The sequence below is a fragment of the Paracoccus sp. (in: a-proteobacteria) genome (assembly GCF_035556475.1).
GTDB lineage: Bacteria > Pseudomonadota > Alphaproteobacteria > Rhodobacterales > Rhodobacteraceae > Paracoccus.
Genome location: NZ_DATMFA010000048.1, coordinates 1 through 25,193, shown reverse-complemented (window position 1 = coordinate 25,193; position 25,193 = coordinate 1). Strand labels below are relative to the sequence as shown.

At 64.8% G+C, this 25,193-nt stretch carries 16 protein-coding genes; 13 read left to right on the top strand and 3 right to left on the bottom strand.

Going from position 1 to position 25,193, the window contains the following annotated elements; translation table 11 throughout:
* Positions 1–55: 55 nt before the first annotated feature.
* From VNQ78_RS06295 to VNQ78_RS06285, 3 genes are all read right to left on the bottom strand, one after another.
* Positions 56–2,047 carry a cellulase family glycosylhydrolase gene (locus VNQ78_RS06295; RefSeq protein ID WP_325687739.1) on the bottom strand — a complete coding sequence of 664 codons (1,992 nt, stop codon included), beginning with the start codon at positions 2,045–2,047 and terminating at the stop codon, positions 56–58.
* A gap of 135 nt (positions 2,048–2,182) precedes the next feature.
* A complete protein-coding gene (locus VNQ78_RS06290; RefSeq protein ID WP_325687737.1) occupies positions 2,183–4,393 on the bottom strand; it encodes a FepA family TonB-dependent siderophore receptor in 2,211 nt (736 codons plus the stop codon).
* Positions 4,394–4,658: 265 nt separating this feature from the next.
* Complete coding sequence (locus VNQ78_RS06285; protein ID WP_325687735.1) at positions 4,659–6,059, bottom strand: YncE family protein; 1,401 nt, start codon at positions 6,057–6,059, stop codon at positions 4,659–4,661.
* On the opposite strand from VNQ78_RS06285, the gene VNQ78_RS06280 reads away from it, so the two are divergent.
* The 13 genes from VNQ78_RS06280 to VNQ78_RS06220 form a co-directional block, all read left to right on the top strand.
* Positions 6,058–6,324 carry a hypothetical protein gene (locus VNQ78_RS06280; RefSeq protein WP_325687733.1) on the top strand — a complete coding sequence of 89 codons (267 nt, stop codon included), beginning with the start codon at positions 6,058–6,060 and terminating at the stop codon, positions 6,322–6,324. The two genes, VNQ78_RS06285 and VNQ78_RS06280, sit on opposite strands and share 2 nt — an antisense overlap.
* Positions 6,325–6,356: 32 nt before the next feature.
* Positions 6,357–6,683 carry a hypothetical protein gene (locus VNQ78_RS06275; RefSeq protein WP_325687731.1) on the top strand — a complete coding sequence of 109 codons (327 nt, stop codon included), beginning with the start codon at positions 6,357–6,359 and terminating at the stop codon, positions 6,681–6,683.
* 399 nt (positions 6,684–7,082) lie between these two features.
* On the top strand, positions 7,083–8,417 hold the full coding sequence (locus VNQ78_RS06270) for a hypothetical protein (protein ID WP_325687729.1): 1,335 nt from the start codon (positions 7,083–7,085) through the stop codon (positions 8,415–8,417).
* A gap of 25 nt (positions 8,418–8,442) precedes the next feature.
* Positions 8,443–11,322: a DUF6603 domain-containing protein gene (locus VNQ78_RS06265; RefSeq protein ID WP_325687727.1), complete on the top strand. Its 2,880-nt coding sequence runs from the start codon at positions 8,443–8,445 to the stop codon at positions 11,320–11,322.
* 172 nt (positions 11,323–11,494) lie between these two features.
* Positions 11,495–12,652: a hypothetical protein gene (locus VNQ78_RS06260; protein WP_325687725.1), complete on the top strand. Its 1,158-nt coding sequence runs from the start codon at positions 11,495–11,497 to the stop codon at positions 12,650–12,652.
* Entirely contained in the window at positions 12,640–13,365 is a 726-nt protein-coding gene (locus VNQ78_RS06255; protein ID WP_325687723.1) for a hypothetical protein, read from the top strand. The genes VNQ78_RS06260 and VNQ78_RS06255 overlap by 13 nt, the downstream gene beginning before the upstream one ends.
* 1 nt (position 13,366) lies before the next feature.
* Positions 13,367–16,978: a hypothetical protein gene (locus VNQ78_RS06250; RefSeq protein ID WP_325687720.1), complete on the top strand. Its 3,612-nt coding sequence runs from the start codon at positions 13,367–13,369 to the stop codon at positions 16,976–16,978.
* Positions 16,978–18,660: a hypothetical protein gene (locus tag VNQ78_RS06245; protein WP_325687718.1), complete on the top strand. Its 1,683-nt coding sequence runs from the start codon at positions 16,978–16,980 to the stop codon at positions 18,658–18,660. Before VNQ78_RS06250 ends, VNQ78_RS06245 begins: the two co-directional genes overlap by 1 nt.
* 2 nt (positions 18,661–18,662) lie before the next feature.
* Positions 18,663–20,696 carry a hypothetical protein gene (locus VNQ78_RS06240; protein WP_325687716.1) on the top strand — a complete coding sequence of 678 codons (2,034 nt, stop codon included), beginning with the start codon at positions 18,663–18,665 and terminating at the stop codon, positions 20,694–20,696.
* Between the two features lie 35 nt (positions 20,697–20,731).
* Complete coding sequence (locus tag VNQ78_RS06235; RefSeq protein ID WP_325687714.1) at positions 20,732–21,538, top strand: hypothetical protein; 807 nt, start codon at positions 20,732–20,734, stop codon at positions 21,536–21,538.
* A 164-nt stretch (positions 21,539–21,702) separates the two neighbouring features.
* Entirely contained in the window at positions 21,703–22,233 is a 531-nt protein-coding gene (locus tag VNQ78_RS06230; protein WP_325687712.1) for a dihydrofolate reductase family protein, read from the top strand.
* Between the two features lie 212 nt (positions 22,234–22,445).
* A complete protein-coding gene (locus VNQ78_RS06225; protein ID WP_325687710.1) occupies positions 22,446–24,278 on the top strand; it encodes an SLC13 family permease in 1,833 nt (610 codons plus the stop codon).
* 121 nt (positions 24,279–24,399) lie between these two features.
* On the top strand, positions 24,400–25,193 hold a 794-nt coding region (locus tag VNQ78_RS06220), incomplete at its 3' end, for a Na/Pi symporter (RefSeq protein ID WP_325687708.1).

The window sequence follows — 25,193 nt, the reverse complement described above, 5'->3', positions numbered from 1 at the left end:
TATCCGATCGCGGGACGGAAATCCCCCCTTGTCGGGATGAGCCTGCCGTGACGGGCTAGCGGCGCGGAAGGCGGCAGCGGCCGGGATTGATGATGTCGTCCTCCTCCAGCGTCGAGACCCCGAGGATTTTCAGCCGTAGATCGCCCAGAGTGATCAGGAGGCCATCGGCCTCGCTCGCCCATTCGGGCTTGCATCGCTGGGCGCCCAGGATCGCAAGGTCGAGGACATCCTCGCCGGGGGTGAAGTCCGTGATCGTCACCTCGCCCGCGACATCGGGAAGGAAGCGGTCGGCGCCTTGGCCGCCCGTCATGGTCGTGACACCTGAGGGGGCGGCAATCAGCAGGTCGTCGCCCGGCCCGCCGTCCAGAGCGCCCTGCCCCTCGAGATGGTCGTCCCCGGCCCCGCCCGAAAGTGTATTGTCGCCCTCGGGATCGATCAGGACGTCACGCCCCGCGCCACCCGACAGGGCATCCGCGCCCTGATCGCCAAAGAGCCAATCGTCGCCGTCGCCGCCTTCGATCGTATCCGCGCCGGGACCGCCATAAAGCAGGTCGGTCCGGTCATGGCCGGTGATGCGGTCGGCCCCCTCCATCCCGTAGATCAACCCGTGCGGGTTGCTAACGCCAGAGGTGACATGGCCGGCATCCGAAGGGCCGGACGGATCGACGGCAAGCTGATCGTCCCCGGACGAGCCCCCGCCCGCAAGGCTGCCACGCTCGCCCCGCGACCAGCCCCAATGGGCGAAGGCCGCGGATTCCAGTTCGACCGCATATTCCTTGGTGCTGCCCTGCCATTGCAGCAGATCGCTCTTGCGGCCGGTTGGCGGCCACCATGTCCAGCCGATCCCCTGATCGGCGAACCAGGGCAGCATCCGGGCCATGTTGTAGCTGGCCACGGCCCGCTTGCCGGACGCCGTCGGGTCAAGCGAGCCTTCGGCGGTGTGAAGCTGCGACTCGGAGACGAGGATATCGTCGCCCTCCCCGGCCAGTGTGCCGATCCGGTCGCAGACCTGCTTTCTGAAGACGGTGCCGCCGCTGTCTGGAAATGGCGCCGTCACCCAACCCGGATACATATGGACCGACCAGATCAGCCTGTCGCCGGCGGCATCCCGGATCAGGTCGTGGTCGAGCCTCGCGAATTGCGCCGAGGCACCGAGACCGCCGACCAGAATGCGCTTGTCCCCCCAGTCGAGCCCGGTGATCAGGTCAGCCATGTGTCGGCTATAGAGCGCACCCGCTGCCGCATCCTGGCCATAGGCCATCGGCTCGTTCACCAGCTCCCAGCCGGCCACGGCATCGAGGATCGAGGCATGTTCGGGCTGACGGAACCATTTCAGGATCTCCTCCCAGTCCTCACGAACCTCGTTGATCTTCCACTGCCCGTCCGGCCGGGCCAGCGCATCGGCAGGCCCCAGCCGGTCACGCGCGATCATATGCTGTTTCGCGGACCCGTTCCGCACGAAGCCGCCCGCAAGCTCTCCATCCGAATATTGCACGACCAGCTTGTATCCCCGATCCGCGGCCGCACCGGCAAAATCCGCCCAGGCCTCCGCCGCGCCGGGGGATCTTGCGACGGCGGCATTGAAGTCGAGGCGGAGGACATTGACCTCGGGGAATGCCCCCGAGAGCGCATCGAGGACCTGCGCCGCCGAACCGCGATGGGCAATCCGAAAACCGGTATTCGCGCGCCACCCGACGAGGGATTTCAGGCCCGGCATCGCCGCACCCTTTTTCGCGACCTGCATCACCAGCAGCTTGCCCGAGGCGTCGCGCGCCGGCTCGCCCGTGATCGGGTCGCTGAAAACCGCGAGCGCCTGCCGCCCTCTTGCGCGGGGCAATCCGGCCCTGTCCGCTTCGGTCACGTCCGGTGTCCCGGCCGTCAGCTCTCGCAGGATATGGCCCCGCAGGCCCGGATCGAGGCGCTGCCCCTCTCCGAGCAACCGGACGCTTGCGGGATCCTCGACCACGGTAACATAGTCGGTCGCGAAGGATACGACGTTCCAGCCGTCGAGTTGGGAGTGGAACTCCAGATCAGTGCAATCCATCATGCGGCAATTCTGCAAAAACTGAGGCCAGGATAGAGCCTTGGCGAAGGCACGGCCAGCCCGGTGGCCGGACCCTGCGGGGTTCCCGCCGATCCCGGCAAGCGTCCGCCTGCCGGGCAGGAGGTGCGGTTGCCCGGATCAGAAGGTCGAGGTCAGCGTCATGTAGAATGCCCGCCCCGGCTCGTTGAAGGTATTCGAGCCTTCGCCGGAATCCGTCCGCAGCACCGACTTGTCGAAGAGGTTGGTGATCCCCGCCGAAAGCCGCGCCTTGTCCGTCATGGCCCAGTTCGCGCCGAGATTGACCAGGGTATAGGGCTCGCGCGAGTCGGGATCCTCATAGGGCGCGCCGGTGGTCGGGTTGGTCGAGGTCGCGTCGATCTCGCCATAATGTGTCGCGCTGAGGGTCACGGTGATCGCATCCGTCGCAAACCAGTCCAGCGCGGCGTTCACCGTGTAATCCGGCACGAGGCTCAGCGGCTCGCCATTGTCCATCTCGGACTTGATCATCTTGGTGAAATTGGCGTTGAACGCGAAGCGGTCGCCAAGAATGGTGGCGAAATTGCCCTCGAGACCCGAGATAACGGCGTTCTTCTGGTTTTCCCAACGATAGAGGCGGTTCGTTTCGGCGCCCGCATTATATTGGTAGACGCCAGAGCCAATGCGGTTGTCATAATCGTTGTGGAAATAGGTCAGGCTGCCGCTGATGCCGTTCTGACCCTGATAGGCGACGCCGATCTCTTTGTTCCAGCTTTTCTCGGGCTCAAGATCCGGGTTGCCCAGAACATAGCACGGACCGCCGACCTGCTCGCCGTCGATATAGGGGCAACCATTGCCGCGGGTCCGGTAGACATAGTTCGGGTTCAACTGGAACAGGTTCGGCGTCTTGAACGCGCGCGCGACGCCAAGCTTCATGGTCCATTGGTCGTTGAACGCGTATTCGGCGTTCAGGCTGGGCGACCAGTTCGAGCCGAAATTGTCGTTATAGTCGAAGCGCAGGCCGGGCGTCAGCGTCAGCTGATCGCTCCATTCGATATTCGCCTCGGCATAAAGGCCGATGGTGTTTTGTTCGGTCTTGGGATCGCGGTTCGCGGGGTCGGGATCGACGCCGCTTTCCTCGGCAATATCGTCATCCGCGATGTCGAGGCCGATCGTATGCGGGTCGTCCATGAACTCGCCACGATATTCGGCGCCGAAGGTCACGCGGCTGGCCTTGCCCGCCAGGGTCATCGGCAGGATCCATTCGGTCTTGGCCGTGATATTGTCCAGCGTGATCGTCTGGAAACCCGGCGCATCGCCCTCGCCATCGCCGTCGGTGTCGATGCAAGCCATGTCGATGCTGTCCTCGGGACCGCCCGCCATGCCCGAGCAGAAGCGCGAGTTGCGGGTATTTTCCCATTGCAGATAGCTGTTCGACTCGCCGAAATCATATTCGCCGCGATGCGTTATCGCGAGCGTGCTGCGATACATCCGGTTGGTTTCCTTGCCCAGCAGGTCGTCATATTGCGCATCGGTGGCGCCGCTGCGCGTATCACCGGCATAGAGGTTGCCCTGACGCGAGAAGTTCCATTCGAGGTCGATCTCATGCCCCTCGATCCCATGCCAGGTCAGAAGGGTGCTGAGATCCTTGTTGACCACGCCCTCGGTCCCCGCCATCGGCGGCTCCTCGCCCCCTTCGTCGTCATGGCGGGGCGGGTTGATGTCGGCGGCGTCCGGCTCGGTCCGGTTGTAATTGCCATAGACGCGGAAAGTGAAGTCGCTGCCTGCCGGACCGGCCAGCATGAAATTGGCGCGGTTGGTCGCGCCTTCCTTGCTGCTTTCGGGCTGGGTCGTGTGCATGCTGACCTGCCCGGTCAGCACCTCGGGCCGCTTGGTGATGATATTGACCACCCCGCCCGAGGACCCCGAGCCATAACGCGCCGCGGCGGGACCGCGGATGACCTCGATCCGCTCGATCATCTCGGCGGGGACCCAGTTCGAGTCGCCGCGCGTGTCACGCTCGCCGCCCCGGCTCATCTTGACCGCATTGCGCGACATGACGGGCTTGCCGTCGATCAGGATCAGCGTGTTTTCGGGGCCCATGCCGCGAATGTCGATCTGGCGGTTGTTGCCGCGCTGGCCGCTGGTGTTGTTGCCGGTCAGGTTGACGCCCGGCATCTTGCGCACGATTTCCGAGATGTCATTGACGACCGGCTGCCGTTCCAGATCCTCCTCGGTGATCTGCGACACGCCCAAAGCCTGCTTGTTCTGCTCCTCAGCCGAAAGCACGACCTCGTTCAGGACCACGGCGTTTTCGTCGCCGGGGGGCGTTTCCTGCGCAATCGCGAGGCCCGGGAGGGTCGGAAGGGACATGAGTAGACATAGGGCCGTGCCGGCGGCAGGGCGCACGAATGAGATCGCCATGAGCGGTTTCCTGGAATGCTGCGATGGAAAGCTGATTAGCTGGCGATAACGGGCTGCGGCGTTTCAACCACTTGTGAACAGGGGTTTCAATCCCCGGAGGCGGTTTCTTCTGTCGTAAAATGTCGCGAAAGTCGGGAAGGTCAGCGCAACCGAAAATTGCAAACACCCCGCAATAGGCCGCGGGGTGTCGGGGTCTTAGGCAGATTGAGGGAAATCAGCCCTTGGGCGAAATCCGCCAGATGCGATCGCCTTCGGGATCGTCCTCGCCGCGCGATTTGTTCACGGCCCAGACATTGCCCTCGCCATCGGCGCGAAGCTGGTTCGGCATGCTGCCCGCGTCGAGGTTCGCGACGATCTGCCCATCCGTGTCGACCACGGTGATCGTGCCCGCGCCACGGTTCGCAACAAAGGCGGTGCGGCTTTTCGGCTCGAACGCGACGTTCAGCGGGCCGGCGCCAACCGGGACGTCATGCAGGATCTCTCCGCTCTCGGCCTTGACGATCAGCAGGTTGTCGGTCCCCTGCGACGCAACGAAAATCAGGCCATCCTGCGCATCATAGGCGACGCCCGAGGCCGCTTTCACGCCGGGAAGCGGAATGACCTTCACCTCGCCTGTGGTCAGGTCGATGAAGGCGGCTTCCGGGGTGCTGAGGCTGACCGTGACCAGTTTGCCGCCCGGCTCGTCGATGTCGAGCGCCATGGTCGAGAACTCTTCGCCGCGGATCTTCGACTGGATGGTGATGGGCGCGAGTTTCTCGAGCGAGTTGATGTCGAAAACCTCGATATTCGGGGTGCCGGTGGCGCTGGCATAGGCGCGGCCATTGGCCTCGTCCACGATCACGTCGCGGGCATGGGGCACGGCGCCCGGTTCGAACTGCTTGACCAGCGACAGGTCGGACTGCTTATAGACCGCAGCGGTGTCCTGGCGGGTATTCGTCACCCAGACATTGCCATTGGTGTCGTCCACATCGACGCCATAGACGGCGAAAAGGCCGCCATCGCTGCCGTCCTCGCGCGCCGGGGCGGCGGCGGGGACAACTTCGGCCTCAACCTTCAGCGTCTCGGGGTCGAGCCGGACCAGCCTGGCCTCCTTGACAGGCGGACGGCCGACCGCGCTGGTGACAAAGACCCCCTCCTTGCCCGACTTCACCTGATAGAGGCCGCGCGTCACCGGCTCGCTTGCGATGTCGAACCGTTCGGCTCCGGTTATCGCAACCTCGGGCGAGATCTTCAGTTGCAGCACTTCGGCCGCGGCCGGGTTCTCGGCAATCACCACGACGGGCTGCAGGCCGGTCTCGGCCTCGGCATCAATGTCCAGCGTCACGCTGAACTCGCCCTTGTCATCGACGGTGATCGGCTGGGCGTTCAGGACCGTCTCGCCGCGAAGCAGCCGGATGGTCTGGCCAGGGATCAGGTCACTGCCGGCGATCACCGCTGTTCCGCCCTTGTAGATCGGCTGGCCGCCTTCGGCCCCGCTGGCCTGGATGCTGCCGGGGAAATCGGCCAGCGGCCGGGTGAAGGCCGTGTCCGAAATGGCCACGCCGGTCGTGGCGGTCAGGGCGAGGGCCGATGCACAAAGCATCAGGCGCATGCGGGCAATCAGAGGCGTGGTCATGGCTGTTTTCCTTGTCGTCCAGTGGATGCGCGCCCGCACGGTCCCCGGAGGGGCCCGACAGGACATCGAGATTTCAGGGCTGGCATCTGGCTGGCGTGCGACGATTACAATCATCTCGCCCGGTCCTGCGCAAGCGGTCGCGGCGCATCTTTTGTCGCAAGCCCGGGCGCGACCGCAGGAACACGGAAAAGTTGTGGCGACCCGCCGGGTATTCATGCTGCCGGAAAGCCGCGTGATTATTCTGGAATATTTTCAAAAATTTTGATAATCATAAAACACCTCAGAGGAGGCAGATTCATGGCGGATGTTGCGCTGATTATCGATTGCCTTGATAAAATCGCCGCGGCTGGATATCACTCGGTTCACGATGGCCCGCCTCCAAGCCGAAAGACAGGACACCAGCTGTCGTTCGAAACGCTCCAGGGTTCTGCCCGGCAAGTAGCCGCAATACTGCGGCAGAACCCGAATCCCAACGTGGATATGAAAGAAAACATAAGCACGTTGTTCGACGCGATGAACAAGATCGTCAGCTCCTACGTCCAGAAGACGGACGGAACGAGAAACATATTGATCTGGTTCAACGAAGCGAAGGTTGAATGGGGGTTGCTGCTGGCCGGTAAATAGACCTCGGCAATTCACCTTTCCAACGGAAAACTCTCGAAAACAACAAATAAATCCCGCGCCTACCATTGATTTCACAGATTTTCTGCGCGGAACGACTATATCCGCAGAAATTTCTGCATTGGCTGAGGTCGAGCCATCTGCCAGGGATTGAATTCGTTGACAAGCAGAAGGCCGACTGTAGTATTTCAATTGATTCTTCAGTAATTTCGGGTCAATTTTCCGACGACAGCAATCAACGCGACCTCGTCGAGACGCGACCCTTTCTTCTCGTCGCCGATACCTGAGACTCCAGAAACGACAGACCCACCATGACGGACGATTCGCGACGTAGTCGGTTCGGCTAATGAAAGCTCATGCGTTTTTTCCGGTTTTGACCATCATCAAGGGAATCTTTCCAACATGGGAAACGGATCAACCGACAACCAGAACCCCTCCGCCGGAAACAGGACAAAGATCGGCCTGCGCGCGGATATGACGATCGACGAGGAACCCGTCGCGATCGAAGGGCTTCTGGGTGGAGATTTCTTTTTGCAGTTGAGCAAACCGGCGACGCTGGGCACGCCGATTTCGTTCGCCTATTGGTTGCGTGACAAATACGAGGTCGCGAACCTCGAAATCATGTTGCCGGAGAAATATAAAACCGCGGCCGAGTTCAAGGCGGCCTACAAGGACTACAAAGCGGCGACCACACCTGCCGAGCGTTCGCCCTTCGAGAAGGTGATCGCCGACCATCTGAAGGGGCAGGTGCCGCCGCAATTGGTCAATCTGGTCAGGACCGCCTTTCTGGCCGAGCTGACGATCACCGACCTGATCATCGACATCAAGACCAAGGAAGGCGCGGACAACAAAAGCGAGGTGACATCGCAGAAGATGATGTTCGGCCTGTCCGTGGGTTTTCCCGACCCTCTGGACCTGATCCCCAATGTCGAGGTCAACAAGGTCAGCATCCTTGTCATGAATGCCCCGAAAGACGACTTCACGTTTCCGGCGCGCGTGAATCTTACCGGGGCCAAGGAACTGCCGATCCCGCCTCGCAGCGCCACGGGACATATTGCCTTTACGGACAATCCCGCGCCGAACAGCACGATCACCCTGGGCGAGGACACCTGGAAGTTCGTCACGGGCGATGCGACGGATGACAACCTGTCGCTCGGCAGCAATCTGGATGCGTCGCTGACGAAAATGGCGATCCACCTCAACGCTCGCACGGAGGGCACGACGGCGCTCTGCTCCTATCACGCCAATCTGGACGATCAGCGGCTGGAGATCGCCTATCGAACCCGCGGCTTTGCCGGCAACAGCTTTCGTATCGCCGCGAGCCCGACCGCGAATGCGACGACATCCGGCGCCACGCTTTCGGGCGGATTTTCAAGTGATGAATCGGGTGAAAAGGTCGAAGCGAAGGCCCGTGGCACCATCGCCTTCAGCGATCAGCCCGCCGATGCCAGCACGATCAAGCTGAACGGTGTCGCATGGACCTTCAGCAAGGAGGCACCGAAGGCCAGCGCAAACGCGTCGCAGCTTGGCGAGACGGCCGCCGCAACCGTCGCGAACCTTGCCAGCGCATTGGGGCAATCGGCCAATGCCAAGCTCAAGCCTTGCAGCTATTCCGCCGAGGGCACAACGCTGACCATCACCAGCAACCAGCCCGGCAAGGAGGGCAACGGCTTCACCATCGAGGCGACGGAGGCCTCGAACGGCAAGCCCTCGGGACCGACTCTGACCGGCGGGTGATGCGGTCGGATCCGAGGGGCGCCAGATGTCCTATACCGGGGAAAACATCACGCGGCTGGCGATCGGTCTTGCGATCCATGTCCTGGGCAAGCCGGTCGAGTTGCGTGCGGCGATCGGTGGCGACAAGGGCTGGACCTTCGAAGGTCAGCTCACGCTTCGCGAGAGGTTGAGCAGCCTCATCGCCCGGTTGCAGGCCGAGGAAGGTGCAAGCGAGGACTGGTTTGCCGCCGCGCCACCCGCGGATATCGACATCCATGACCTCGCGGTCTCCTATGCCTCCGAGACCGGCAGTTTCTCGCTGCGCAGCAATCTCGAGGTCGAGGTCGCCCATGGTCCGAAATTCGACCTCTCAATCATCTTCGCCCGGACCGTCCCGCTGCCGGATGACGCGGCTCGCGAGCCCGAGCCCGATCATGGCGAGGTTCTGGCCGGAATCTTCAGCCGCAGCCCCATCGACTTTGCCAGCGTCATCGGCCCCGATAGCGGCCTGATCGGCCGTTTCCTTGGTGGGCTGGAGCTTGACCGGCTGAGCCTCATCTACTCCTCGGCCGCGCAGGAGGTCGACGGCAGCCTGATCGAGGTCGACGAGGCCGGGTCCGTCGCTTTCACCCAGGGGTTGTCGGTCACGGCCCGGCTGGGTTCAGGCGGCAACTATACCGAGATCACGCTGCCCCCGCCTGAGCCCGACGACCGAACCGGCGATCTGTCCGAACAGGCGCCGACACCGACAGTGCGGACGCCCGGTCTTCCCGCGGCGGACGGTTCGCCGATGCGGATGTGGAAGCAGATCGACAAGACCATCGGACCGCTGCAATTGCGGCGGATCGGAGGGGAATGGCACGAGGGCAAGCTGGGCATCCTTCTTGATGCCGAGGTCGCGCTGGCCGGGCTCACGGTCGGATTGGCGGGCCTTGCCGTAAGGGTGCCGCCGTCGAAGCTGACGACCCTGGCCTTTGCCGATCTCGAATTCGGGCTCGACGGGTTGGAGCTTGCCTTTGCGCGCGGGCCGGTGGCAATCGCGGGCTCGCTTCTGCGCACGAATGAGAAGGGGCGCGTCGGCTATGCCGGGCTCGCCTCGATCCGCGCGGCCACATTTTCAATTGCCGCGATGGGGGCCTATTCGACCACCAGGGAAGGAGAGCCCGCCTTCTTCATCTATGGCGCCTATCAGGGCATGATCGGCGGACCGCCCTGTCTGGTCGTCACCGGGATCGCCGCCGGCTTCGGCTATAACCGCGCCATCGTGCTGCCTGAAATCGACGAGGTGCGGGACTTTCCGCTTGTCAGCCTTGTCATGGGCCATTCGGACGGCAAGTCCTCCGGCATGGCCGAGGGGCTTGGCAGGCAAGATCGGTTTCCGGCTGTGACCGGGCAATATTGGCTGGCCGCCGGCATCAGGTTCACCTCGTTCAAGCTGGTGGATGCCTTCGCGCTGATGACCGCCCAGTTCGGCACCCGGTTCGAAATCGCGATCCTCGGCGTCGCGACCTTGCGCCAGCCGCCGGAACCCGCACCTCGCGCGGTGGTCTTTGTCGAGATGGCGCTGAAGGCGCGCTTCGCGCCGGATGACGGCCTGCTGTCGGTCATGGCGGTGCTGACCGAGAATTCCTATCTTTTCGATCCCAGCTGCAAGCTGACCGGCGGGTTTGCCTTCTGCGTCTGGCTGCCCCCTTCCGATCCGTCGGTCATCAACCGGGCCGGGGATTTCGTGCTGACACTTGGCGGCTATCACCCCCGGTTTCAGGTGCCGGCACATTATCCGAAAGTGCCGCGGATCGGCTTCAACTGGCAATTGCCGGAATGCGGCGTGACGATCAGGGGCGAGGCCTATTTCGCGCTGACCCCCTCGTTCATCATGGCGGGCGTCCGGCTCAGCGCCGTGTTCCGCGCCGGCGATTTCTCGGCCTGGTTCGAGGCCCATGCCGATTTCCTCATCGGCTGGGCCCCCCTGCATTACGAGGCCGAGGTGGGCGTCAGGATCGGCGCGGCCTATGTCCTGCGCATCGGTTCGCTGTCCTGCCGGCTTTCCTTCGAACTGGCGGCGATCCTGAAGATCTGGGGGCCGCCATTCGCGGGCGAGGCGCATGTCGATCTGGGGATCGTCGCCTTCACCATCCCGATCGGCGACCAGTCCGCCTCGCGTCAGCCGCCGAGGATCTGGTGGCCAACATTCGAGACGACCTTCCTGCCCGAGGAACCGCTCTCGATCACCTTGGCCAGCGGTCTGGTCGCCGAGCGGGACGGAAAGGACGGCTATGTCATCGTCAACCCGTCCGAGCTTTGCCTCGCCGTCCAGTCCTTCATTCCGATCACACGATCCGACTTCGCGATCCGGTGCCTCGACCCGCCGCAGCCGGTGAAGCCGGCGCCGTCGCTGGGCATCAGACCGACGCGGCAGGAAAAGCTGGAATCGTCCCTTCACCTTGCCTTTTCCCGCGATGCCGGGGGCAATCCTGTCTCGCAGGAAGACCTTCTCGCCTATCGCCCGGTCCTGCAAAACGCACCGGAAGCGCTGTGGAGCAGCACGCCGATGCCGGACGCGAAAACCGCCACGACCCTTTCGGCCAATGTCATCGAGGACGTGCTCATGGGTGTGCAAATCTTTCCCGCCGAGTGCCGGACATTCGGCAGAACCACCGCCACCGTCGCCATCAGCCCGGTTGCCGCCAATCTGCGGGCGCGGCCGGATTATCATCACCGGGACGCGCCCTATGAGGAGCCCGAGAGGCGCGCGGCCAAGTTCCGCAGCGGTTGGAAGCTGCCGGATGCGGCGCTGGTTGCAAGCCCTGCGGCCTTTGGCTTTGCCGTTCCGGCCATCCAGATCGGTCCGCAATTCCCCGCGATCTGGCAGGCGACCCCGACGCTGGCCGAGCCGGGGGAACTGCCCGCCGAGCACGGAGCCTGAGCCGTGGAAGCCGATCCTGAAATGACCCTTGTCGATGCCTTCGTCCCGCAACTCGCGGCAGGCAGATATGTGCTGACCGCGACCCAGACCCTGCAGGTCGAAACCGAAGATGGCGGCACTGCCGAAGTGCGTAAACTGGGCAGCAAGGCATTCTTCGTTCAGGGGCCGCGCTTTGCGCTGGCGCCACGAAATCTATTCGCGCTATCCGGCGGACGGGCAAAGCGGGCCTTTTCACGACACCCTGCCGCATGTGGTTTTCCGCAGAAAGACCCTGCCATGGGAGAGATCGCTGGACGAAAGCCGGGGCAGCGATCAGGTTCCGCCGCTGCCGTGGATGGCGCTGCTGGTCCTGGGTGAGGAGGAATTGTCCGAGGCAACCTTCTCCGCCAAGGCGCTTGCCGATGTCGTGCACCTGCCCGAGGGGTTTCGCGGACCGGAAATCGGGCTAGACCCCTGGGAAACCGGAAAGGACGGGACCGAGGCGCAGAGTTGCACCGTCCTCGACCTGCCGCTTGGAATGTTTCGCCGCCTTGCGCCACGCCGGGATGAGTTGCGCTGGCTTGCCCATGCCCGACTGGCCGGGACGCGGCATAAGGAGGATCTCTACGGCATCGGCGATGGCTGGTTTTCCGTGATCCTTGCCAATCGCCTGCCGCAGGACGACGCCCGCAATCTGGCCGTCCTCGTCTCGCTCGAAGGGCATCTGGACCTGCTCGGCGACACGGAACCCGACATGCGGGAGGGCACTCTGCTGCGACTGGTAGTGCTGGACAAATGGGCCTTTGTCTCCAGAGGCCCGACATTTGAGGAGCGGCTGCGGCACCTGAGCGAAAGTGAGGAATCCTGGCTTCGCGTGGCGGGCGGGCAGGATGCGCCAGATCCGCGCGTGGCGACGGCGCTGTCACTGGGCTATGTGCCGATGCCCCATCGGCTGCGGGACGGCAGCCAGACCCTGTCATGGTATCGCGGGCCTTTCGTGCCGGTGGACGTTCCCGCGCCATCGCGGCCGGAGGTCTTCGTCAACCCGGACGAGGCCCTGCGCTATGACGGCGCGACCGGCATGTTCGACACCTCCCTCGCCGCCGCCTGGCAGTTGGGACGGCTGCTGGCGCTGCAAAACCAGGAATTCGCGCGCGCGCTTGATCAGGCCGAGAGCGGTCAGGTCGCAAGGGTGCTTCTTGCCGAAGCCGAACGAAGGCTTCAGGCGCTCGACAAGGACAGGCCCGAAGCCGACGAGGCAGAGGCGCGGCGCATCGCGCGGCTGGGCGAGGCCGCGCGCCTCCATCGCGATGACCTGATGGCGGCGCTCGCCTTGGAATGGTCGCTCTGATGGCCGGGCTTTTCGACCAGAATGAAATTGCTGCAATCACGCGGGAGGCGTTGACACCCCCTGCCGCCCCGGCTCCGATGACTGCGTTTCTTGGCCGGTTGTCGCTGCTTTACGGGGTGCCCTTCGCCTATCTGGTGCCCGACGAACGCCTGTTGCCGCCCGAGTCGCTCAGGCTGTTTCGGATCGAGCCGCGCTGGCTTGACGCGCTGGTCGGCGGCGCGCTCAGCCTTGGGCGGGGCGGGATGACGCGGCATCTGTTGAACAAGACGCAGGCCGGGAACTTCATCGCCGCAATCGTTTCTGCCGCCCGTGCCGCGCGACCACCGGGACGCGGTGACGAAACGCTGCCCTCCGCAACCTTGCCCGCCTTTGCCTTCAGCGGCTTTCTGCTGCATTCACGCGTGCTGGAGGCATGGCCCGGACTGGAGGTCCGCGCCTATGGCACTGAAAACGGGGGCGACCGGCCGCTGGCGCTGCTGAGGCTCGAACGGATCGCGCCGGCGATCCTTCTGGGCATCGCAGACGGGGCGATCGACGCGATCGAGATCACCCAGCCCCCCGAGGGGTTGCATTTTTCCGCCGGCAGCGCGCCGCAGCGCAAGGACCGCGTGATAGACGTGGCGAAATGGGCGGGCGACAGTCCGGGTTCGGCGGCGCTGGCCAAAAGGCAGATGTCCCGGCAATTGCGTTTCACCTTCAGGGTCGAGGGATAGGATGGGCGCGTCTTCCCGCGATCATCGCCTTTGGGTGCCGATGCAGATCCAGTCGCTGGTGTTCGGTCGTCCGGGCTCTGCCGCGTTTCTCGACCTGACCCCGCGCTATGAGGAGTTGACGGATACCGAGCAGGCGCCCCTTGGCCGTCACATCCGCCCGAACCTGCGCAAGATTTCCCCTCGTCCGCCCTATCTGCGTCCGGGTATCCATTTGCACTGGATGCTGCCGGCCGCGTTCACGCATCTGCAGGCCGACAGTTCCGATCCCCCGCCCCGCGCTCCCAACCGCTGGCTGGTAACGCGGATCTGGATGCAGGACGGGCGGCTTGAATTGCGCTGCAAGCTGGTCGAGAGCGATAGCATCGCCGCGGATGACGACGTGGAACGGGGCAGCGTCGCCTGGTTTGACGAGCGACTTGATCCGTCGCTGACGATGGGCATGACCCGCAACCTTGCGGATTGGCACGAACCGGGCACCGCCAATCCCGGCTTCAGCGCATTCGCGCCCGGAAATCTTGGCTTTTCCGCCTCTTATCCGGCCTGCCGCGGGGTCTTCGGCTACCACGATGATTGCCGCGATCTGCCCGCCGGAACGCTTTGCACCTATCTGGTCGCGGGCTGGTTTTCCGACCCGGCCGCCGACCCCCTGAATATCACGGACCCGGCAAAGGGCGCCTGGGCCGAGCGGATGGAGAAGCTGCGCTGGCGCGTCACCGGCGATCCGCCCTTCCTGCCAGCCGCCGTGACCTGTCATGCCATCGCTGCGAGGATCCGCTGGACGCCGGATGCGGCCTGCACCTCTGCCGCGCAGCGGGATCTGCCGGTCGCGATAGGGCGCGGCTTCAACGAAGCCGTGGCGGCGCTTGCCCGGCGCAATGGCAGCAAAGGCGAGCGGGACGGCTTCGTCAAATTTCATCAGCTTGCAATCCTCGACGAACGCCGCCCGACGGCGCAGGATCTCGCGTCCGGGCTATTCCAGGATCTCGACCGGATGCCGGCCGCGCAGGCACGACAGCATCAGCGGGGCTTTGCGGCCAGAGATGGCGGCACATTCTGGGAGATCGTCTCGGTCGGATCGGCGACAAAGGCCGCCGAAGGTCAGGCGCCGATGATGCCCTCGCTGCCGCCCGATCTGGCCCCGATGCTGGCCGAACTGAACAGCCGGCAAAGCGCGCTGGACGCGGAGGAGCGCAGCCTGGCCGCCGCGCGCGAACGCCTCTTCCTCGCCTGGTCGCAGCACCAGTTCTGGACGATCCGCCCGGTCGGCAAGGCGACCGAGGCCGAGGCGCTGTCACTGGCCAATGCGGTCGCAGCATGCACGGCCGAAGTCCGCCAACACATCGCGGCGCTGCCGCAGCTTCAAAGACAACGCGACATAGCGAAGGACGGGATTGCCACGCGACTCGATCAGGAGACACCCCGCGCCTTCGACCTGCTCGCGCGGGCGATGCCGCGGTTCTGGCGTCCGGCCGACCCCTTCATCCTGACCTCGGGACTGGACATCCCGATGATGCAGGGCGGCGCAAGCCGGTTGCTTTGCCGGTTCAGCAACCAGACGATCCCGCGGATCGGCGGCCGCCTGCCCGTCTCGCGCAGCACATTGCGCGGCTGGCTTGAGAAGCGGATGGCGGGGATGAAGAGCCTGCCTCCGGGCAATCCCGACCTGCCCCCCGACTGGACCGACCTTCTGCTGGACACCTTGTTTCTGGACAGCGGCATGGCAGGCGCGCTGGCCCTTGCGGCGCTGAGCACGACCTCCACCGACCCCGACGAAGCCCAGATTGCCGCCGCCGAGGACAAGATCGCCGCCGCGCAAAAGCCGGTATCGGCGGCTGCCGAAGCGATCAACCGGGGAGGGATGGATCTGCCGGAGCTTCCGTTCGGGCTTGAAGACGGCGTTGCCCGTGCGCTGCTCTCGGCGTTCTGGCCCCCCTCGATGCCTCCCCGGCCCGTCTTCTTGGTCTGGCAGGCCAGCTGGCGACGCCTTGCGACCGAGGGCTGGACACTGGCCGACGATGCGACCGATCTGACCTGGTCGGGAGAGACGACCGAGCTGGCCGAGCATATGCTTGACGGTGTCATCCCGCTTGCCACCGGCCTTGAACGCGGCCTTGACCCCGCACGCGAGCAATTCCCCGATCAGGCCTTTGCCTTCAGGGGGCTTGACCGCCTCGCCGGGCAGACACTTGCCGGGCTGACCGACGCATTGGCGACCCGTGACATCGGCGCGCAGCTGACGCCGCTGCGACGCGAGGGGGGAAAGCTGCGCCCGGATCCGGTCGGCAATCTTCTTGGCGCGCATCCCCTGACCGGACCGCTGACCGGCGACAGCGATCCATCGCCCTTCTCGCCCATGCGGGGCGGCGATCTGGTGCTGACCCGCCTCTGGATCGTCGATAATTTCGGGCGGGTGCAGCGCCTTCTGGACACCGAGGACAGCAGCCTCGCTCAAGCGGCGCCGGCGATCTCTCGCGCCATTCCCGGTTTGAGGGCAGGTTCCGCCCTGCTGCCGCCGCGCCTTGTCCAGCACGCGCGGATCCGCCTTGACTGGAAGGCCGCGCGTGAAGGTGGCACCGATACCAGCCCGATCTGCGGCTTCGTGCTGCACAACCGCCTCGACCGTTGCCTTCTGTTCTATGAGGCCGGAGCATCCCCCAGCTTCCTCGGCGCGCTGCAACCCGTACGACTTGCCCATGGGCAAGAGGTCATTCGCTGGTCCGCCCTGCCCGCCCGAGCCGGTGAGGATGACGCAAACCCTTCGGCACCCCTGACCGGCAGCGATATTCCCGACCCGCGCCTGCGCGGCTTCGTGAACGGGCTTCTTGCCGGGTTTGGCGACGCGGAAGGACGGGGTTTCGAGGATTTCCGCACCCTGCTTGCCCAGCATGACGAGGGCGTGGATTTCACCGGGGATCAGGCGCTTCAGTCCATGCTGACCGAGCGACCGCTTGCCTTGGTGCGGGCCGAACTCCGCATCGAGATGGACGCGCCCCCGGTGGCCGACCAGCACCGAAGCGCGGTCCTTGAACCCGATCCGACCGCGCCACCCTGGTTTCGGGGTCTGGCTTTTGCCGCTCGGCTTGGCGACCGCCGGCTTGGGCCTGAAGGGCTTCTCGGTGCCTTCATCGACGATGGCGGAGGGCCGGCCTTTCGGACCCTGCGCCCGCGACCCGATCTTCGCCTGCCGCCCAGCCTCGCCAGCCACGGCTATTTCGATCGCCGCGCGCTTTCGGTGCCGGCCGATCCCGCGATGCCACCGCTCTCCGTGGTGCTGCTGATCGACCCGCGACGGCCGCTGAACCTCGTCACGGGCATTCTGCCGGCAGCCAGCTTTCATGTGCCGCGGGACACCGTGACTGCCAGCGCGTCGAGCCTTGAAATTCCATTCCTTGTCGCCCCGATCCTTGGCGAGGCCGAGCCGTCATCCGGGCGCGCGATGCCATTGCCGACCGGCAGCCATGACGAATGGCGATGGGCCGGCTTTTCCGACCGGAAATCGCCCGCCACCGACGAGCCGGTGGGCGGCGACACCGCAGCCGCAGGCAGGCTTCAGGTCCGCAAGGCCCTCGACGAGGGCTGGCTGCGCTATTGCCCGACCAAGCGGGGGACATGATGACAGGCGACAGGATCGCAAGGCTGGAACGGATCACCCGCGACCCTCTGAGGGCGGGGCAGCGGCAGTCGCTGGCATTGCAGGTCACGACCAAGGGCAACCAGAGCCTCTATGTCCGTTTCCCGCTCGGCACCGGGGCGGATGCGCTGATGACGCCGCAGGAATTCGATCAATGCGCGGTCGTCTTTCCCGAAGCCCCACCTCCGGGGGTCAACGAAATCCAGACCTACCCGGAAACGGCTTGCGCCCGGATCTATATCCGAAAGCCCGACCAGCAGCTTTCGTTCACCTTCGTGGTTGAGGACTTTCTTGTCGACGCGACGCCCGGAACGGTTGAACTGACGCTCTATGCCGACAGTCCTGAAACCGAGGCGCTGGAGAGCATCCCCGTCGAGAAAACTGGAACCCGGCCCGAGATCCTGAGCTTCACAGCCTCGGCCTATAACGCGCTCAACCAGTCTCGCGTGGCGCTTTCCTGGACGCTGAGCGAGGCGGCCGATTACGCCCTTTTCAACGACAGGGCACCCGAACCGCTGCTGACGGGTCATGGCTCGGCGGTCAGGTCCACGATGCAGACGGCGGGCAACTATGTGCTGAAGGTCGTGCAGGGCGGTGAAGTGGTCACGACCCGACATTTGCGCATCCACCGCTACAGCAAGACCGGCTTTCGCAGCTATCCGCTGGACCTGCCCGTCACCGCCGATGCCGGAACGGCGGCGATCTGCGGGATCCTCGGCCTTCATGCCCATGCCGGACGCGGGCGGCTTTACGCCCTGCTGCGTGTGACGGGCGAGGAGGATTCTGCTCAGCTCTGGTCCACCGATCATGGCTTTACCGCGACGGCATGGCAGCCCGAAACCAACGCGGCGGGCGAGACGATCCGCATTCCGATTGCCGCCGCGACCCGGCCCGGCGCGATCATCCACGACCGGCTCTGGCTTATGGGCGGGCATTGCTGCGACCCGGATTCCCCCGGCCGCGACATCGGCTATTACGACTTCCAGAACAATGTCTGGCATGAGGTCGGCGTGGGCGATGGCCGCCGTTGGCCGGACGAAATGGCCTCTCGCATGGGCCATGCGGTCGTGGCCCTGCCGTCCGGCGACAGGCTTTGGGTCATGGGCGGCTGGAGCCAGGACGGCGGGGCCTGCGGCGACATCGGCGAGTTTGACGGCAAGGGCTGGACCAGCCTCGACGAAGGGTGCGAGCTGTGCCTTTTTGGCGCGACGGCAACCGAAGACGGCGTCTGGCGCTTTGGCGGCTTCGCGGAGCCGGGTGGAGCCGGAAAGCTGACCGCCGCGCGCCATGATCTGGATGGCAAGGCCGTCACCCATACGGACCTGCAAGCGGGTTTCGGGTTGTCGCCCAGACAGCAATATTGCGCCGGAAACCTCTTTGCCCTCGATCCCGCCCACGGGCCGGGGGGCGTCAGCGTGCTTTTCGCCAATCGAACCTATAGTTCGGCCCTGTTCTTTCTGGGCAGCGAGCAGATGGAGCTGACCTTCCAGAAAAGCGAGCTTGCACAGGAAACCGCCGTCGGCGTGCTGCTGCCCCGGGATTATCTGCATATCCAGTCGGCGGTCTTTCAGGGCGCGGTCTTCTTCCGGTCCCTGCTGCCCGACCCGAATGCCCGCCTCGCGCCGCAGATCAGCTATCTCGTCAAGGTGAACTCGGACAGATGACCATGAAGCCGTTCATATTGATATCCTTCATCAATGCGCTGCTGGCGACCCCTGCGAGCGCCGAGCAGGCAAGTACCGTGATCGCCTCGGCCATATCCCCGCCCGGAAGCACGCTCGCGATTGCCGCCGACGAAAGCAATGTGCCGACCGCGACCATCGAGATGCAGTTCCCCCTCTCTCCCCTGCCGCAGGTAACCGAGCTTGGCAGTTGCGGGTTGCGGGTGGTGCTGGACAGGAACAACTCGCAAAGCGACGACAATGGCGTCCTGCTGCAACTGTTCGAGGCAGGTGACAGCGCCCGCCCCGTCGCCGCCCTCCGGGTTCCGCCACGTTCCGCCGCCGGCTCGGCCGTTCATCTGCGCAGCAAAAGCCTTTGCGGCGTGGTGGAAAAGGCGATGAGGGAGAAGAATCCCACCGTCAGGCTTCGCCTGCAGACGACGACGCGCAATGGCAGGCTTTCCCTCGCCGGATCGCGCGGCGACGCGCAGGCGGCCCTGCCCCGTCACGGCGATGTTCCCCGGCTACTGTTGCGATATCACGCAGACGAGGCGCGGGTCGGTGCGGCCGATTGGGGGCAGGTCCGTCAGGGCTCGGGGCATTCCGGCCGATCGGACTGGAGGCTTTACGATCCGGGCGGAAGCCTTGGCCCGACCGCATGGACCGCTGTGCCGGTCCCCGCGGCGCAGGTCATAACCGATCTGCACCAGTCGCCGATCCTCTATCAGGGCCGGATCCTCGCTGCGACAGGTTCCGGCAGTGGTCAATTCCGGCTTTTGGCACTGGATCGATCCGGCGCAACCCTCGGTCAGGCCGCGCTGCAGGAACAGCCCCGCTTCCTGGCTGCGGGTGCAGGACGCCTTGCCTATGCGGCGGAGAACCGGATCCTGCTGTTCGATCCGCTTGCATTGTCGATGACCCCGAACGCGCTGCCAATCCCTGCCGAGGAAACTCTGCGCGACCCGCCCACCATAGCCAGCGATGGCGCGCTTTATACCGTCACCAACCGGAACATTCGCGGTTTCACCGCCGGACTTGCGGAATCCTGGAGCTTTCGGACCGGCAATCAGGACGACATCGCCGCCGTCGCCCTCAGCGACGACGAGGCGACGGCCTATGTGCTGCTCGGCGGGGCGGAGCCCGCGCTGATGGCGCTTGACGCCGGGACCGGGGATTGCAGGTGGAGCCAGCCTTTGCAGGCGATCCTTCATGCCAGCAACGAACCGATGCCCCTGCCGGTCGTCACCGGAGCCGACATCCTCCTTACCGATGCCTTCCCGACAGGCGACAGCCTCAATATCATTCACGACATCCCGCCGCCCGCGCCCCCATCCGATCGGGGCGGGATCGAGCCTCCGACGCCGACGGCAGCGTGCCGGGCCAAAGCCGCTCCAGCAGGGCTAAGCCGGATCACCGAGGCCAATGCCCATGTCCCGACACCGGTGGCGGGTATCAGCAACGACGCCTTCTACCTGCGGTCAGGCAAGCTGTGCCGCGGCCGCAGCAGTCAGGGCGAGACGGGCCGGAACTGGGTCGAGATTTGCATCGCGATGGAGGGCTGCCCACCCGATCGCGCCCAGGGCATCACCCTGCTGATCGGCGACAGCAGCGGGGGCGACAGCCCGGCCCATCTTTATGGCCTCGCCCCGGTCCAGCGCGAGATTTCCTTCATCACAGCAACGCCCGAGGAAAAGGGCGGCCTCCGCGCCCAGTGCCGCGCGCAGACTTTCGCCGCGCTGGGACCGAACCTTGTCCTTGGCGCGGATGGAACATTGTTCAACACCACCCCCGATCACGGCCTGCAAGCAATCGTTCCGGCCAGTTTCGGAGCAAGCGCCGGCAACATCACCCTGACCGAACGGCTTCTGGACGAAAACGGCGGCAGCGCGTTCCGCACGCCCGGGGAAATCATCACCGACCCCAGCCTGCGGCTTGGCCCGGAGGCGGATATCATCCTCCTGTCCGGGAAGCGGATCGTCTTTTCATCCGGGTTCAGGGTGTCCCAGGGCGCCGCCCTGCGCGCGAGGGTGGGGTTCTGATGGCGGGATCAGGAAAACAGAGCGAGGAGACAAAGATGGACTTCATCCGGCAGAAGATCAGAAAGCGGTTTGCCGCGACCGCTCTGGCCATCGGCACGCTATGTGCCACTCCGACCACCGCGCAGGACGCGCTTGCCATCGACAAGGATGGCATCCATGCCGGGGCGAATCTGAATTTCGGCAACAGGCTCGCGCCGCTGATCACCCTATGGAATCCGACCTATACCATCGGCATCCAACCCGGGACGATGTATCTTCGCACCAACAAGCGTTTCATCTGGTATCAGTCCGGCACCCATTCCAACACCGAGTTCGATGCCGGGGGCGGGACCACCCTGATGACGCTTTCCGCGGCGCCCGCCGCGGACAAGGGCACGCTGGATGTGAACGGGCTCATCACCGGCAAGGGCGCCGTACCGGTGGGCGCGATCCTGATGTGGTCGGGCGATCCCTCCAAGCTCCCGGCGGGCTGGGTACTGTGCGACGGCCAGAACAACACGCCTAACCTCTTGGGCCGCTTCATCGTCGGATACCAGCCCGGCAATCCCGATTATGCGGTCGGAAAGACCGGCGGCGCCGAGAAACACACGCTGACGCTGGCCGAAATGCCCGCCCACAATCACGGCGAGGCGGGAGAGCATCGCCATAGCCTCTGGGCTTCGGGACATGGCTGGGCCTTTCCGGTCGTCCAGACAGGCGACACGCGGGTAAAGAACGATTCTCACTTCGTCACCACCGACGCGGCAGGAAAACACACGCATAACACCGAAGGCGGCGGTCAGCCGCATGAGAACCGGCCACCCTATTATGCGCTGGCCTATATCATGTTCACTGGCAAATAGCCGGGCACGCCAGAGGTCTACGAACCTCTGGCGTGCGCCCCGGAATAGCCGAAACCGGGGGCCGAGGCTTCGGGGCGCCAAGCTTGCTGTCATGGCGACAAATCCGCTGACGGACGACCCCGTTCCGGGCTATCCTGAAGAACCCGGAAGAGGGAGCCTGACGTATGGCAAAATTCGTCTTCACATTGAATGTATCGCTGGACGGCTATGTTGATCATGACCGGTTTCAGCCCGATGCCACGCTTTTTCGCCACTGGACGGAATATGTGGCCGGGCTGAGCGGCAGCGTCTATGGCCGCCGCTTGTATGAGATCATGCGCTATTGGGACGAGGATGATCCCGCATGGACACCCGAGTTGCGCGACTTCGCCAAGGTATGGCGCGACCAGCCGAAATGGGTCGTCTCGCACAGCCTGAAGTCGGTCGGCCCGAACGCCACCCTCATCATCGATGACGTCGGGGAGGAGTTGCGCAAGCTGAAGGACCGGCTTGGCGGAGAGGTGCAGGTCGGCGGTCCGGGCCTTGCGCAAAGCCTGACCGACCTTGGCCTGATCGACGAGTATCGCCTCTATCTGCACCCTGTCGTCCTTGGCCGGGGCAAACCCTTCTTTGCCGGCCCATGCCCGCCGCTGCGCCCTGTGGCACAGGACAGGTTCGGCGCGCAGGTCATCCGGCTGACCTATGCTCCGGCCTGACCGGCGCCGCAGGACTGCTGCGAAAGGTCGTGACAAGACGCCCGGCTTCGGTGGCCGCGCGTTGAGCGCAGGCGCTGACGCCATGTATCCTCCCCACGTCACTATCCTTCGCTCAAGGGGCCATCGCCACGCTACGGCTTGACGCCGGCCCCTTGCCCTGCCGAAGTCCCCCCAGAGGGAACGTGCCGAGGTGGATCGGGAGGGGGAAGGCCATGACGACGGATCTTGCGACTGTTCTGGCGCTGCTGGTCATGGCCATCGTGATGTTCGCCATCAACCGTCCCCGCATGGACGTGGTCGCGCTCTTGGTCATCGCCGCCCTGCCGTTGACGGGGATCATCACCCTCGAGGAGACGCTCGCGGGCTTCAGCGACCCGAACATCATCCTGATCGCGATGCTTTTCGTCCTGGGCGAGGCGTTGGTCCGCACCGGCGTCGCGCAACGCACGGGCGACCTCTTGGTGCGCTATTCGGCTGCGTCGGAAACGCGGCTGGTCGTGCTGCTGATGGTCGCGGTCGCCGGGATCGGCGCCTTCATGAGTTCGACCGGCGTTGTGGCGATCTTCATTCCGATCGTATTGCGGATCGCCACGAATATCGGCGCGGCGCCGGGCCGGTTGATGATGCCCCTCAGCGCCGCCGCGCTGATCAGCGGGATGATGACGCTGGTTGCGACGGCGCCCAACCTCGTCCTCGACAGCCTGTTGCAGCGCGCCGGATATGAAGGCTGGAACTTTTTCGCCTTCACCCCTTTCGGCCTGCCGGTTCTGGTGCTGGCGGTGGGATATATGCTGGTCGCCCGGCGCTGGCTGGCGGCGGACAGCAAGGCCGCGCCGCCCTCGCGCCCGCGGCTTGCCGACTGGATCACCAGCTATGGACTTGCCGAGCGGGAGTTCCGGCTGCGGATCACCCCGGATTCGCCTTTGGCGCATCAGCGGCTTGACCAGCTCGACCTGCGCGGCACGGCAGGGGTCAATATCCTCGGGATCGAGCGCGCGTCCCCCTATGGCCGACGGCTGATCCAGCCCATGGCCGATACGATCCTGCAGACGGATGACGCGCTGTTTCTGGATTTCTTCGGCAAGGAGGGCACCGATATCGAGGAGTTCTGCCGCCTGCACGGCCTCCAGCGGCTGCCGATGACCGGCAGCTATTTCATGGATCACGCGCAGGAAATCGGGATGGCCGAATTCATCGTTCCCCCCGGCTCGCCGCTGACACGCAAAAGCATCGCCCAGTCGCGCTTCCGCTCGGTCTTCGGCCTCGCGGTCGTCGGGCTTCGCCGCGACAACCAGCCGGACGAGGAAGTGGATGCGCAGACCGTCCTGCGGGCCGGCGACGTGCTTCTGGTCGTGGGTCCGTGGAGCCGGATCCGCCAGCTGCGCCACAGCCGCGATCTGGTCGTCCTCGCCCTGCCCGGAGAGATGGACGAGGTGCTCGAGGTGCCGTTCCGCGCGGCCCCGGCCGTCGCGATCCTTGGGCTGGTCGTGCTGATGATGATCACGGGCATCGTGCCGAACGTTCTGGCAGCGCTGATCGGTTGCCTGCTGATGGGGCTTTTCGGCTGCGTGGACATGCCTTCGGCCTATCGTTCGATCCATTGGCAAAGCCTGATCCTGATCGTGGGGATGCTGCCCTTCTCGATCGCTCTGCAAAAGACGGGCGGCATCGACATGGCCGCCGATTACCTGCGCGACATCATCGGCGAGGCCAACCCGCGCATCGCATTGGTGGTGATATTCGTGACCACGACGGTTCTGGGCCTTTTCATCTCGAACACCGCGACGGCGGTTCTGATGGGACCGATCGCGCTGGCGCTGGCGCAGGATATGCACGTCTCACCCTATCCCTTCGCGATGACGGTGGCGCTGGCGGCCTCGGCGGCGTTCCTGACACCGGTATCCTCGCCGGTGAACACGCTGGTGGTCGATCCGGGCGGGTATCGGTTCTGGGATTTCACGCGGATCGGCCTGCCGCTGGTGGTGATCGTGCTGGCCGTGGCGGTGGGGCTGGTGCCCGCAATCCTGCCATTTCACCCCGGCTGACCGGCAAATCATGGCCGCCATGCAACGCCAAGGGGAACTGATCGGGAACGCGCGCCCTTTAACATGACAATTACATGTCAGTCATGCGACGCTTGGCATGACAGCATGAAGCCGGAGCACAATGACCTCGATCGGGATATTTCTGCAACTTGCGGGGGCAGTGGCACTGCTGCTCTTCGGGCTTGGCCTTGTCCGGGACGGCATGGTCGAGGCCTTCGGGCTGCGGATGAAGATGATCCTGGGCGTCGGAACCCGGACCGGGCCGCGCGCCTTCGTCTCCGGCCTCGTCGCGACGCTGGGGCTGCAATCCTCGACGGCCTGCGCGCTTCTGACCGCATCCTTCGTCGATCGCGGCATGATCGGAAACCGCATGGCCCAGATCGTGCTTCTGGGGGCGAATATCGGGACGGCGCTGACCGCGGTGATCGTCTCCAGCCAGGTCGATGCCCTTTCCCCTGCGCTGATCCTGCTGGGATATGTGCTGCGCCGGCGCAAGGGACCGGTCCAAACCGGAATCGGGACCGCCTTGCTGGGCCTTGGCCTGATGCTGGTCTCGCTGACGCTGCTGGATCATGCGACGACGCCGATGCGGGGATCGGCCGAACTCGCCGCCTTCCTGCCCTTGCTGGACGATGCCTGGCCCGTCGCGCTGGTATTCTCGGCCATCGTCGCGATGCTCTGCTCCTCCTCGCTGGCCGGGGTGCTGCTGATCGGGTCACTTGCGCTGCCGATCGACCTTACGGTCGTTCTGGTCCTCGGCGCCAATCTTGGCGGTGCCGTCTCGGCCGTGATCGCAAGCTCGGGGCTGGGCACGGCGGCGCGGCGCGTTACCATCGGCAACCTCGTCGTGCGGGCCACCGGATGCCTGCTGGCCTTGCCCTTCGCGGGCGGCGCAGCCGCGCTGCTTTCGGGATT